A 12,881-nucleotide genomic window follows, 5' to 3' on the forward strand; every position below is an offset into this window, starting at 1 on the left:
AGCCCATCTCAGAGCTCCGGGAACTCATCCAGATAACAAACCGGCGAACTCCCCCCAGCCCGCTTCTCCACTTCATCCTCCAACCACTGCGCCAACACCACCGCATTATTCTCGACCGTCGACTTGGCGGCATACACCAGCGTCAACAGCCCACCCCGCGCAACATCCATCCATTTCCACCAATGCTCCGGCCGCGCCGCCAGCTCCTGCTGATAGGCCGCGCTAAACTCGGCAAAGGAAACCGCCCCCGCCTTGAACGCCTTGCGCAATTCATGGGACGGTCCAACCTCCGGCAGCCATTGCGCAATTGCCAGCGCATCCTTGCGGCAATTGCGCGGCCATAACCGGTCGACCAACACCCGAACACCATCTTCGGCGCTGGCTGTTTCATAGACGCGTTTGCATTGGATCATCATGATTTGCCTGTCGAAGTGGAACCGCTTCAGCATAGGTCGGCCGCGATGGGACGACCATGGACAATTCGTCGCCTTCAAGTCTTCGCCCGAGCTGCCGCTATTGGTGTAACGATTTTTACCGATCCACGATTGGCAAAAGCACGAGAAGGGAACCTGGCGAATGGACGACGGACGATTCGAAGGGCGAGCGGCTATAACGGGTGGCGCGGCGGCGTCGTCCGAGCCGCATATTCTGCTGATCGACGACGTTCCGGAGGACATCCGCGCAACCATCATCCTGCTGAAACAGCAGCCCTGGCGCGTTTCCCTGGCCAGCGATGCCCTCCAGGGTTATCAGCGCGCATTGGCCTTGCGCCCGGACCTGATCGTGCTGGACGTGCACATGCCGCATATGAACGGTTTCAGCCTGTGCAGGCTTCTGCGCGAGGCGCCGGCGACCCGGCAGACGCCCATTCTCTTTCTGTCGTCGGCCAACAGCTCGATGGAACGCCTTGAAGGCTTGACCGTCGGTGGCGTCGATTACATTCCTAAATCCTGCGCCCCGGAAGAAGTGCTCGCACGCATCAAGATCCACCTGCAGTTGACCTGGCGCGCGCCACCGGCCATGCCTCAAAGCCCGGCCGATCCGGAACCGGAAGGCGATGAAATCGTCCTGCGCGCAGCGATGCGACTGATTGAAAACCAGTTGGACGACATGCCGTCCCTGGCCAGCCTCGCGCAAAAGGTCGGCACCCATGAAAAACGTCTCACCGCGATCTTTCGCGAGCACCTGGGCATGACAGTGTTCGCCTATATTCGCGACGCGCGTTTGCGACGCGGCCAGGATCTGCTCTGCGAAAGCGCCATGAGCGTGCAGGACGTCGCCGAGCTGGTGGGCTTTCGCAACGCCTGCAATTTCACCACGGCCTTCCGCCAGCGAATCGGCATGACGCCCAGCCAGTTTCGCCAGCACGCCCTGGGCCTCGTTGAAACCGAGTCGGCCGGGCGCGCCTGATGCGGCTCCTGCAGTTTTTATTGCTGGCGATAACTATGTTATCCACAGGCTTGCTGCGCGCCGCGCCTGTGGATATCTGCCGGGTTGAGCATCTGGACCTGATGCCTGCGATACAGATCTTCGAGGACACCCAGGCCAGGCTGAGCCTGGAAGAAATCGCGCAACTGCCCGAAACACATTTCAACGCCCCAACCCCTGGCTGGCCGACCCAAGGCTATAGCCGCTCCGCCTTCTGGTTGAAATTCCAGCTCACCCATTCAGGCGCCGTGGCGTGCTCGCGCCTGCTGGTGCTCGGCGCGCCGCGCCTGGAAGACATCCGTGTCTACCAAACGGGGCATGAGACCCACGCCGGAGCCGCCTACCCCGTCAGCGAGTGGCCCCAGCCAGCAACGCGCCAACCGGCGTTTCCAGTCACGCTGGCGGCAGGGGAGAGCGCCACGGTGTACGTTCGGGTGGCAAGCAACTTCCAGATGCTGCTGGAACCGGAACTCTGGTCCGAGCCGGCGCTGCTGCGCAGCCAGCAACAGACCTACCTGAGCGACGGACTGACCCTCGGCATCGTCCTGCTGGTCGTGCCGTTCGGCCTGATCGTTGGTTGGATCCTTCGATCCCGACTGCTCACCGTGAATGCCGGCGCGGTACTCAGTTATATCCTGCTGACCTGCATCCTCAACGGCTACCTGATCTACTGGCCTTCGGCGCTGGGTTGGACGCGCGAGGTGCTGACCGGCGCCAGCGCTCTCTCGTTCGTGCTGTTCCTGGGCTACTTCCGCGTGCTGTTGCAGGTTTCACAGCTGCCCAGGATCATTGGCTGGAGTTATTGGGCGCCGCTGCTGGGCTGTGTCGTCGGCCGCCTCTGGTGGCTGAAGATCGATCCAGTCCAGGGCGGGCAAATCGTCCAGGTCTTCCTGATGAGTTTCTACGGCGCACTGCTCGCTACATGGGTCATGGCTTGGCGCAAGCGGCTGTCCTACCACTGGATGGCGTGGCTGGTGTCGGGATTGATGCTGGCGCAGTTGTTGATACGGATGTTCTTCCCCCAGGAGCAGTTGCCCTGGCAGTCGCCGCAAAGCAAATACAGCCTGTCGTCCACATTACCGGGCGTGGTGTTGCTGGTGTGCACCTTGATCATGGAAGTTGCCCGCAGCCGCAACCGCGAAAAACACGCCCTGTCCACCCTCGACCAACAACGCCAGGCCGAGCACGAACGCCTTGAAAGCACCGTGGCGCTGCGCACCTCGCAGTTGCGCGAGTCCCTGGCGGCGCGCAGCGCGTTGATGGCGCGGATCAGCCACGACCTGCGCTCGCCGCTGGTGCGTATCATCGACTATGCGCGCCTGCTCCACGCTGGGCCGAACCGCGACTATCAAGCCACCATCGAGCGCAACGCCCGCCAGCAACTGGAGCTGATCGACGAGATGCTCGAGTTCTCCCGTGGTGAACTGGAGCAGATGCAACTGACCCTCGCGCCCGCCTATCTGTACGGCTTCCTCCAAGAGATCGCCGACGAGGCTGGCTTCCTCGCCGCGCGCCAGGGCAACAGTTTCAACGCGGTACTGGCGCAAGACCTGCCGCCCCTGGTGGAAGCCGACTTCAAGCGGCTTCGGCAGGTGCTCATGAACCTGTTGGCGAACGCGGCGAAATTCACCCGCGACGGCCAGATCCGTTTCGAAGTGAGCTGTTGTCCCGGAACAACCGCTGACACCGTGGCGCTGCGCTTCAGCGTGATCGACACCGGCATCGGCATCGACCCGCATGAATTCGAACAACTGCTGCAACCGTTCCGCCGTGGCCGCAACGCACAACGCTACGAAGGCAGCGGGCTGGGCCTGTCCATCGTCAGCCAATTGCTGGAACACATGGACAGCCGCCTCGAACCCCAGGCCACGGGGCAGGGCAGCCACTTCAGTTTTCGCCTGCAACTCAAATGCGCCCAGGAACACGACCTGGAAAACGGCATCGTCGACAACAACGTCACGCCGCTGGATGGCCAAGGCAAACATGTGCTGCTGGTGGACGACGTCGAGCAGAACAGCGAATGGCTCTACGACCTGCTGGCCGGCTACGGTTTCGATGTCAGCATTGCAACGAACGGCGAAGACGCCTTGGCCCGCCTGGCGGAGCAACCGATCGACCTGCTGATCAGCGACCAGATGATGCCCGGCATGGACGGTTGGGAACTGCTGCGACAGGTGCGCGACCGTGAGCATGATCTGCCGGTGATGCTTTACTCGGCAGTCCCGCCCCGCAGACCGCAGCATTACCCAGAAGACCTGGCCTTCGACGCGGTGCTGCTCAAGCCCGCCGACAGCCGCGAATTGCTGGCGCGGATCAGGGCGCTGGTTTGCCAGGACACGGTGCATCGCACGATGGCTCGGGAGTTCTAGCATGCCGGGTCTGGGTTATCGGCTGCTCTTGCTCGGCAGCCTTTGCGCGTTACCCTGGGCGTCCGCCCCTGCCGCACAGGAGGCGCCCAGCGCCCTCACGCTCGACGAAACCACCGTCACCGCCCGCCGCCGCGAAGAAGATCCGCAAGACGTGCCGATCCCGATCAACGTCGTCTACGGCGATCAACTGGACGAGGCCGGCCTGCATCGTCTGCAAGACGTCCAACAACGCGTGCCCGGCCTGATCGTGTCCGGCCACGACGCCCGCTACGCCGGCTTCGGCCTGCGCGGCTTCGGTGCGACGGCCTACAACGATGGCCTGGAAGGCAGCGTCGGCACCTATGTCGACGGCGTCTACCAGGCGCGCCAGGGCATGGCGTTCACCGAATTGATGGACATCGAGCGCATCGAAGTTTTGCGCGGGCCCCAAGGCACCTTGTTCGGCAAGAACACCACCGCTGGCGCGCTGAACATCATCACCCGCCAGCCGACCTTCCAGCCCGAAGCCAACTTCGAAGCCAGCTACGGCGAGCGCGGCCTGCGGGAATATCGCGGGACGATTTCCGGGCCGCTGCGAGACGACGTGCTCGCCGGCCGGCTCAACGTTTTCCACAGCGCCTCCGATGGCGCCGTGGAAAACCTGCAAGACGGCAGCCGCCTCGGCGACGCCGACAGCCAAGGCCTGCGCGGCCAATTATTGTGGACACCGAACAGCGACTTCCGCGCCCGCCTGATCGCCGACTACGCCGAGCAGAACGAAGCCGGCAACGTCCTGCTGGTCAATCACTACGGCGAGCCAACCCGCAAGCGCGCCAAATTCCTCGGCTATCCGCTGGCCGAGCCCGACCCCTACAAACGCGAGTCCCGCATCGACGCGCCGGGACATCCGCAAACCCTGCAGAACGGTGTCTCGCTGGAATTGAACTGGGACCTCGACGAGGCCATGCGCTTGACCAGCATCACCGCCTACCGCGACTGGGACTACCGCGCCAGCCGCGACATCGACAGCACCGCGCTGTCGGCGGCCCAATCCGAAACCGAGCTGGGCCATCGGCAGTTCAGCCAGGAATGGCGCCTGTCCGGCACCGCCGGCTCGTCCGTCGATTATGTCGCCGGCCTCTACTACCTGCGCCAGCAGCTCGACCGGCAGGCTGACAACGAATTCGGCAAGGACGCCGCGCCCTGGTTCGTCGGCGACCAACTGGAGCAACTGAAGAAACTGGGCATCAACATCACCGATCCGAGCCAGGTGCCAGCCCTGCTGCTGGACGGCGCCCGGCAACGTTACGACGGCGAGCAGAAGGGCGACAGCCGCGCCGTTTTCGGCCAGCTCTCCTGGCGCCCGATCGACCCGTTGGAACTCACCGGCGGCCTGCGCTACAGCCAGGAACGCAAGGACGGCTGGATCTCCCGCGACGTCGGCAACCTCGCCCCGCTGACCGGCTTGCCTCCAGTGTTCCAAGTGGGAGGGCAATTGCTGCGCGACATCGCCCTCGGCCGTGCTTACTACCGCGAAGACTCGATCAAAGAAGACAACGTCTCCGGCCTGCTCAGCGCCAGCTATCGCTTCAACGACGGGGTGATGGGCTACGTCAGCTGGTCGCGGGGCTACAAGGCCGGCGGCATCAACTTCGACGTGATCGGCCCGTTCACCGCGCCCACCTTCGAGTCGGAGCGCGCCACGTCGCTGGAAGTGGGCATGAAGACGCGGTTCTGGGACCAGCGCGCGATGCTCGATCTCGCCGTCTACCAGACCGACGTCGACGACTACCAAGCGCTCACCTACAGCCCGCCCACCTCGCTGTTCGCGCCACCCCAGCGGGATAACCTGATCAACGTCGGCAAAGTCCGCCTGCGCGGCATCGAACTCGATTCCGCCTGGCAACTCACCCCCCGACTCACCGGGCGCCTGGGCCTGGCCTGGAGCGATGCCCGCTACCGCAGCTTCCCCAACGCGCCATGCCCACCGGCCTCGGGCCAATGGACCTGCGACCTCAGCGGCGAGCGCCTCTACAACGCGCCGGAATGGACCCTCAGCAGCGGCCTCGACCACACCCACCCGCTGCCCTACGGCCTGGAAGCCTACAGCGGCATCGACTACAGCTTTCGCACCGGCTACTCCGGCACGCTCGAAGGCGGCGAGGGCAGCTACCAACCCAGCTACGGCCTGACCAACCTGCGCCTGGGCCTGCGCAGCCAGGACCGTGCCTGGGACGTCGAAGGCTGGGTGCGCAACGTCTTCGACCGCAACTACATCACCGCCGTCTACTCATTGCTCGGCGCCGGCGACTACGGCGTCATGCCCGGCAGCGAACGCACCGTCGGCACCACCGTCAGGTTTCGCTATTGAGTGAAATACACCGCGTCGGACAAAATGCCAGGCGATTACCACCAGCCTTCTTCGACAGGTACATGGCCTGATCCGCCTTGCTGATCAGCCCGTCGATCTCGTGCCCATGGTCAGGGTAAAACGCCACCCCGATACTCGCCGCGATCTCTACTTTTTGCGCACCAATCACAATCGGCGCATTCGCCGCCGCCAACATCCGCTTGAGCAACGGCTCGCTGTCCTCCTCCGCGTGCAACCCCACCAGCCCGGCGACAAACTCATCACCCCCGAGCCGGGCCAACGTATCGCCGTCGCGCAACGTCGCGTTGATCCGCGCCGCGACAATCTGCAACACCCGATCCCCCCAGTCATGGCCATAACTGTCGTTCAACGCCTTGAACCCATCGAGGTCGATAAACGCGATCGCCACCTTCTGCTGATAAATACGCGCCTTGCCCAACGCCTGCCGCATCCGCTCGGCCAACAACAACCGATTGGGCAACTGCGTGAGCGCGTCATACCGCGCATCCCGCTCCAGCAACTGCAAACGCTGCTTCATCTGCGTCATGTCGCTGAACAGCGCCACGTAGTGCCGGACATTGCCGTGACGGTCATGCACCGCACTGACGCTGATCCGCGACGTCATTTCACGGCCGTCCTTGTGGTTGCTTTGGATCTCGCCGGACCAATGGCCGTGGAAATCCAGGGCGTTTTTCATCGGCGCGTAGAAGGCAGTGAGGCGACGGACCATGCGATGGGCATTCAGCTCGCGGCCTTGTAGCTCTTCTTGTCCGTAACCGGTGAGACGCGTAAAGGCCTCGTTCACGGCGATGACCCGGCCGAAGGGATCGACCAGGATGATGCCTTCGCGGGCGTGGCTGAACACGGAAGCCGCCAGCTCTGGGCACAGGCTGTTGAGGTGACGGTCCAGCGCGGCTTCGTCACGGGTGGCGGGCCAAATGTTGGAATCGAAGCCTTGCTGGGCCAGATAGGCGACCAGGGAGGACAGCGATTTGTGCAAGCGGGTCAGGGCATTCGTGGCGAGCCTGGCGTTGAGGCAGTAGCTGCGAATGAAGGTGCGTAGGTTCATGGGGGGGCGCGGTGCTCGGTTGTAGCGCTTGGGGTGGGTGAAGGCGGGGGATTATCGAGGTGGGGGGATTGGCGGGGTGTTTGCTGGAGGGGATGGGGGCTTTGCGGGAGAGGATGGAGTGGGAAGATTTTGGGTGTAGCCTTGGCAACGAATCACAAGGCCGACCCGCAAAGCGTGTGGAATGAACAGAACCGGAGACGTTGCCCCATGACCTGCGAAGCCAGAATCAACAGCGTGAAGCCTGTCCCGGGCCAACGTGCATTTGCAGGTGGAGTTTGCCAACGGCAAGCGCTATGACGTTGACCTGCAGGCACACATCCGACAGTTCTCGGTGCTGAAGCCCTTGGACGATCCGTCCTTGTTCGGCACCGCCCAAGCCGGCGAGTGGGGCTTTGATGTGCGCTGGGGTGATGGTTTGGAACTGGCCGCTGTCACCTTGCATCGGTTGGCGCTGGAGCAAGCCGGTGAGGTTGCCAACAGGCATTTGAGTGCTGGATGTCGAACGACAAGCCCCCCCGACGACCCAGACCCGGCCACTGGTTGATTGGGGCTGCTGCGCAGCCCAGCGGGAGCAAGCTCCCTCGCCACGGGATAACCGGATGTCCAATAAATCCCGGCACAACGCTCTCATTGTGGGAGCGAGCTTGCTCGCGATAGCGGTGTGTCAGTCAACGAGTATTCAAGCGGACCCAACCTCACAGAACGAAACCCGCCCCATGTCCGAAAGAGCAGATCTATTTATCACTACGCTGCTCAGTTGAGTAAACGCCGAACCCCGTGGCGAGGGAGCTTGCTCCCGCTGGGCTGCGCAGCAGCCCCTCTTCATCCATCGGCCAACCGCTCACGCCAGCCAAATGAAGCTCTGTCAGTAACGCCCGACAGACACCGCCAACAAGGCCTCGCCAGCCCACAGCGCCTTGCGCCTTTGCCTACAACTACGCCAGAATCCGCCGGCTTGTGCGCCTGGGGTTGCGTCGGTAGTTTGGGTCCTGTCACTGCTCATCAGTGATCGGGTTTAGTCGCCCGCCGTAGCTAAGTCGCTCAGGCGTCCGTCAGTCAGGTATCCCCATCCCTGCACTCGATGGTGGCTGTGCGCAGGGCGCCTCCGGGCGCGCCGATTTCTTAGCTCGTCGGTCGACTAACCTGCGTACAGCTGCCTCCCAATCGTTTAGTCGCGAACGGGTCGTGGCCTCAACCAAAAGAGAGCTAGGACCATGGTCAAAATTACACCGAATCCCCCAGTTACCGATGAACACGTGTCACGCGCTCAGTCTGCGCGTAAGAAGAAGATTGATGACGCTGCCACGCGGGCGTTGGATTACTACCTGAAGCCCAAGCCTAAGGACGAAAAGTCAGACAAAACCGACTCCATTTTCCGGATTGATCCGGGTGTGGATTCTGAGTGTTTGCTGGCGAATCTGAGTGAGAACCTCGCTTCGGCGAATGCGATGATCAGCGATCTTGCGTTCGATCTGGATGGCTCGCGAAGGCGGGTTGCGTTGGGGATTTTGCAGGTGATTGAGGTGAGTGAGCTGTTGGCGAATCGGGCTTTGGATATTGTTGAGGTGAGGTAGCGCTTAGCTGGTGAAATACAAATAGGTCTTGCTCTGCAAGACCTATTTGTAAATCCGTTACCTTGTCGCGGGAGAGTTAGTCCATTTTATTCCGCAAGCGACTAACTAGAACCACATCCTGAGTTGTCATAAAGCTTTTGGCTCTAATCCAGTCCAATACCGGGCCTTGGGCAGGATTGAAGCTCCACAAAAATCTCTCGCTTTGCTGATTAAGCAATCGGTTGCAACGCTTCCATGTGCCTGAGCCAAGCATCAAATCGAGCGCACTGCGAGCGTATTGCGGGCAGCCCGATCTCAATTGCCGCGAGCGAGCCGTGCAGCGGTTTTTCGTAGCCTTCGTAAAGTTTCAGGAGTCGTTTGCTCGGCGCTGTGACCGGGCTGTTGTTGATGGTTTCCGGTGTGTCGAACTCGTTTCGTATGCGCAGCAGTTTGTCTTCGAGGGTTGGCTGGTTGATTCCCAGGGCTAGCCCTTTGGGGCAACTGAACAGTAATCCCTCGAACTCGTACATCTGAACATACGGAATGAATCGACGCATCGCTTCGTCGCCGAGCTTCTGCCGCAGCTTCTCCACCATGGCTTCAAGCAGGCAATCAGCCTTTCCATCCATGGTCTCTTTGTTGCTAGCCTCGGCCTTGCCGGGAAACGCTTCGGGCAGGCCGTAGAAATCGAAAAAAGTGGTGCAGTAGGCTTGGCGATCACCGAGCAGTCGTTTTTCAAGATCAGTCAGCAGGCGCTCGAAGCGGAAGTTGCCACCTTTATGTCCCGGTTTGCCAATCAACGCAGGCACTAGATAAATGCCCAAATGATGGAAGGCTGCGGCAAGCACCTCGTTGATGAACATTTCCTCTGTCTGGCCTTCGCAAATGACATGGACTCGAATCATTTACGCGGCCTCCCGCCAAGGATGTTTTTCTCCCAGAGTTCACCAACCGAGTAGTCGTCCAACCAAGTCTCGAAATCGTCTTCATCCAATCGCTTGAATACCGTCGCGCCCTTTTCCCGTTCGACAATGATCAGATCGCTGATGGGAAATTCATTGACCAGTGGTACGGACTGCGTCGAGACAATTACTTGCATTCTTGTCGAGGCCGACCTAAGCAGTGAGCCCAGCAACGTGATGGCGTAAGGGTGCAGGCCCAGTTCAGGTTCATCGATGATGATGGTCGACGGCGGATCGGGTTGTAGGAGCGCGGTGACCAAGCACATAAAACGAATCGAGCCGTCCGAGAGCTGGCTGGGCCAAAAGACATAGTCGCTGTCGCTTTGACGCCACAGCAGATTGATCAGCTCTTCTTCCGTATCCAGGCGCCGAGGTCTGAGTACAAAATCATCAAAGAAAGGTATAGCCAGCTGGATGGTTTTGCGGATCTGTTCGTATACATCCGGCGCTTCTATCGTCAGGCGATAAAGATAGGCCGCGAGGTTTGAAGCATCAGGACGCAAGTAGTCATTGATATGAGCGGGGCCAAAGCGCTTGACGCTTGCCGTGTCGCTGGTGTCGTGGAAGTGAAAGACTTTCCAGCTGGAGATCGATTCGTAACAGTAAGCCACGACGTCATTTTTGTAGGGCGTTTGAAATTTTTTGGTGGTGAAAGCTTCTTTGAGCTTCGCTTCTTGATGTCCAGAACCCAGCGTAATCCATTCTTCACCATACTGCGGGCCTTTGAAGAAAAGCCGTTCAGAGGCAAATACAAAATCCCCATCCACCGTCGGCTCCAGCTCGAACCGGTAACCATTTAGGCCAAACTGGACGAAGGACTCAATCTTCCGGGTTTCTTTCACACCGAAACTGACAATGCGATCTGCGGAGCCCTGCTGGGTCGTCCATCTTTTCAGGCGCAACTCCATCATCTCGCTGAGCATACGAAAATAAGATACGAAGCTGCTTTTGCCGGCGCCATTGGCACCCAGAAGTACGTTCAAGCTGCCCAGGCTCATGTCGTCCAGGTGCTTGATGGACTTGAAACCCTTGATTGTTAGCCGGCGGATATCGTTTTTCTTGCTCATTGATGCGTCGTTCCTTAGCGGTACTGGCTTGTGAATCGCAGCCGCTTTCACGAATAGCTTTTCAGAGTTTGCCACTGATTTCAGGGGCTGGCTTGTTTCATCCTAACCCTAATCTTTTCTAGCTAATACCAGCCCTTGAGTAACGCCGCTCACTGAGCGTCTTTCAAATACCCCTTAAGCGCCACCAGTGGATCTTCAAACCGGTCCATTGTCCGTGCAGCGCTGAAATCCGCTGCTAAACGATCCAGTTCGCGACCCAGGGCGGTGCCGGCGCCGCCGACTGCTTGAAGTGCCAGCTCCAGGCAATGATTCACCTTGTTTCGAATTTCGCCTGTGTCGCCTTTACGCACCAACAACCCAAACACCTCCCGATCACATCCGCCCATCAACGGATCATCCCGCAAAATCGGACTATGCCCCTCTGTCTCATAAGCCAGCTTCAGCGAGTAAAGAGCGACCGTTTCCAGCAGCAATTCCATGGGGTGAAATCCTTTGTGACTGGGTGAGGAGGGTGGAGTTGGATTGAGGGTTTGGCGAGTGCTAAAAGTCGGAGTATCGGTGTCGGGGGTGACTATTTTGTGAGCGTTTTGCGCTCAAGCGGGAGCAAGCTCCCTCGCCACGGGGTTTTTCCTGGTACCGGTTCTCTCTTATCGCAGGTTCTTCCTTGTGACTGGGCTGGTCTTGGGGGGCTGCTTTGCAGCCCAGCGGGGATGAATCCCCTCGCCACAAAAGGGATCGCCGTCAGATGAGCTTTGTGTTGATCATGGGCCAAACCACTTTTCTACAGACGAAAAAAAAGACCTTGAATTTCAAGGTCTTTCTTTAAGATGGTGCCCCGAGGGAGACTCGAACTCCCACTCCTTTCGAAAACGGATTTTGAATCCGCCGCGTCTACCAATTCCGCCATCAGGGCTCAATGGCGGCGAAGTATAGAGAGGTGCCTACCGTTGGTCAATCACGTTTCATGGTGAATTTTTAATATTTCCGCTAGACTTTCCGGCCCTGCTAGACGAACCCCATCATGCGTGTTGCTGACTTTACCTTCGAACTCCCGGATTCGCTGATCGCTCGCCACCCGCTGGCCGAGCGTCGCGCCAGCCGACTGTTGACCCTGGACGGGGTCAGCGGTGCCATGGCTCACCGTCAATTCACTGATTTGCTCGAGCATTTGCGCCCGGGCGACTTGATGGTGTTCAACAATACCCGAGTCATTCCGGCGCGGTTGTTCGGCCAGAAGGCCTCCGGCGGCAAGCTGGAGATTCTGGTGGAGCGGGTGCTGGACAGTCATCGCGTGCTGGCCCATGTGCGGTCGAGCAAGTCGCCCAAGCCGGGTTCGTCGATCTTGATCGACGGCGGCGGCGAGGCGGTGATGGTGGCTCGGCATGATGCGTTGTTCGAGCTGGCGTTTGCCGAAGAGGTGTTGCCGCTGCTCGACCGCGTCGGGCACATGCCGTTGCCTCCTTATATAGACCGCCCGGACGAAGGTTCGGACCGCGAGCGTTATCAGACCGTGTACGCCGAGCGCCTGGGGGCGGTGGCGGCGCCGACGGCGGGGCTGCATTTTGACCAGCCGTTGCTGGAGGCCATTGCCGCCAAGGGCGTGGAGACGGCGTTCGTGACGCTGCACGTCGGCGCGGGGACGTTCCAGCCGGTGCGGGTGGATCGCATCGAAGACCACCACATGCACAGCGAATGGCTGGAAGTGAGCCAGGAAGTGGTTGACGCCGTGGCGGCCTGTCGCGCGCGCGGCGGGCGAGTGGTGGCAGTGGGGACCACCAGCGTGCGCTCCCTGGAAAGTGCCGCGCGCGATGGCGTGCTCAAGCCGTTCAGTGGCGACACCGATATCTTTATCTACCCGGGCCGGCCGTTTCATGTGGTCGATGCCCTGGTCACTAACTTTCATTTGCCTGAATCCACGCTGTTGATGCTGGTTTCGGCGTTTGCCGGTTATCCCGAAGCCATGGCCGCCTACAAGGCCGCCGTCGAGCATGGATACCGCTTTTTCAGCTACGGTGATGCGATGTTCATCACCCGTAACCCCGCGCCACGCGGACCCGAGGAAACAGTATGAGTCGCACCTGTC

11 protein-coding genes and 1 tRNA gene are annotated in these 12,881 nt (G+C 60.3%); 6 read left to right on the top strand and 6 right to left on the bottom strand.

The genetic code is table 11. The features are described from left to right. Window positions 1–8: 8 nt before the first annotated feature. Complete coding sequence (locus M8Q45_RS02140; RefSeq protein ID WP_249877254.1) at window positions 9–413, bottom strand: DUF488 domain-containing protein; 405 nt, start codon at window positions 411–413, stop codon at window positions 9–11. A gap of 163 nt (window positions 414–576) precedes the next feature. Here M8Q45_RS02140 and M8Q45_RS02145 point away from each other — a divergent pair, with 163 nt between their 5' ends. The 3 genes from M8Q45_RS02145 to M8Q45_RS02155 are packed head-to-tail and all read left to right on the top strand — an operon-like array spanning window position 577 to window position 6,147. Further along, complete coding sequence (locus M8Q45_RS02145) at window positions 577–1,410, top strand: response regulator transcription factor (protein WP_249873403.1); 834 nt, start codon at window positions 577–579, stop codon at window positions 1,408–1,410. Window positions 1,411–1,445: 35 nt separating this feature from the next. Further along, on the top strand, window positions 1,446–3,797 hold the full coding sequence (locus M8Q45_RS02150; RefSeq protein WP_249873404.1) for a hybrid sensor histidine kinase/response regulator: 2,352 nt from the start codon (window positions 1,446–1,448) through the stop codon (window positions 3,795–3,797). Window position 3,798: 1 nt separating this feature from the next. Continuing rightward, window positions 3,799–6,147, top strand: coding sequence for a TonB-dependent receptor (locus M8Q45_RS02155; protein ID WP_249873405.1), 2,349 nt, complete (start codon window positions 3,799–3,801; stop codon window positions 6,145–6,147). On the opposite strand, the gene M8Q45_RS02160 is transcribed toward M8Q45_RS02155, so the two are convergent. Next, complete coding sequence (locus tag M8Q45_RS02160; protein WP_249873406.1) at window positions 6,131–7,216, bottom strand: sensor domain-containing diguanylate cyclase; 1,086 nt, start codon at window positions 7,214–7,216, stop codon at window positions 6,131–6,133. The two genes, M8Q45_RS02155 and M8Q45_RS02160, sit on opposite strands and share 17 nt — an antisense overlap. Window positions 7,217–7,472: 256 nt before the next feature. Between M8Q45_RS02160 and M8Q45_RS02165 the strand changes: the two genes are divergently transcribed. Together M8Q45_RS02165 and M8Q45_RS02170 are read left to right on the top strand one after the other, a co-directional pair. Next, the gene (locus M8Q45_RS02165) at window positions 7,473–7,760 is read left to right on the top strand and encodes a DUF2442 domain-containing protein (protein ID WP_249873407.1); all 288 of its coding nucleotides are present in this window, start codon (window positions 7,473–7,475) and stop codon (window positions 7,758–7,760) included. Between the two features lie 670 nt (window positions 7,761–8,430). Then, window positions 8,431–8,790, top strand: a complete 360-nt coding sequence (locus tag M8Q45_RS02170) for a DUF6124 family protein (RefSeq protein ID WP_249873408.1) — start codon at window positions 8,431–8,433, stop codon at window positions 8,788–8,790. A gap of 209 nt (window positions 8,791–8,999) precedes the next feature. Here the strand turns inward: M8Q45_RS02170 and M8Q45_RS02175 are convergent, their stop codons facing one another. From M8Q45_RS02175 to M8Q45_RS02190, 4 genes are all read right to left on the bottom strand, one after another. After that, window positions 9,000–9,674, bottom strand: a complete 675-nt coding sequence (locus tag M8Q45_RS02175) for a DUF4276 family protein (protein ID WP_249873409.1) — start codon at window positions 9,672–9,674, stop codon at window positions 9,000–9,002. Next, window positions 9,671–10,798: an AAA family ATPase gene (locus M8Q45_RS02180; RefSeq protein ID WP_249873410.1), complete on the bottom strand. Its 1,128-nt coding sequence runs from the start codon at window positions 10,796–10,798 to the stop codon at window positions 9,671–9,673. Before M8Q45_RS02180 ends, M8Q45_RS02175 begins: the two co-directional genes overlap by 4 nt. 149 nt (window positions 10,799–10,947) lie before the next feature. Continuing rightward, window positions 10,948–11,277: a hypothetical protein gene (locus M8Q45_RS02185; RefSeq protein ID WP_249873411.1), complete on the bottom strand. Its 330-nt coding sequence runs from the start codon at window positions 11,275–11,277 to the stop codon at window positions 10,948–10,950. 349 nt (window positions 11,278–11,626) lie between these two features. Beyond that, a tRNA-Leu gene (locus M8Q45_RS02190) sits at window positions 11,627–11,711 on the bottom strand. 108 nt (window positions 11,712–11,819) lie between these two features. Here M8Q45_RS02190 and queA point away from each other — a divergent pair. Further along, window positions 11,820–12,869, top strand: coding sequence for a tRNA preQ1(34) S-adenosylmethionine ribosyltransferase-isomerase QueA (gene queA / locus M8Q45_RS02195; RefSeq protein ID WP_249873412.1), 1,050 nt, complete (start codon window positions 11,820–11,822; stop codon window positions 12,867–12,869). Window positions 12,870–12,881 lie beyond the last annotated feature (12 nt).

The sequence above is a fragment of the Pseudomonas sp. T1.Ur genome (assembly GCF_023516725.1).
GTDB classification, from domain to species: domain Bacteria; phylum Pseudomonadota; class Gammaproteobacteria; order Pseudomonadales; family Pseudomonadaceae; genus Aquipseudomonas; species Aquipseudomonas alvandae.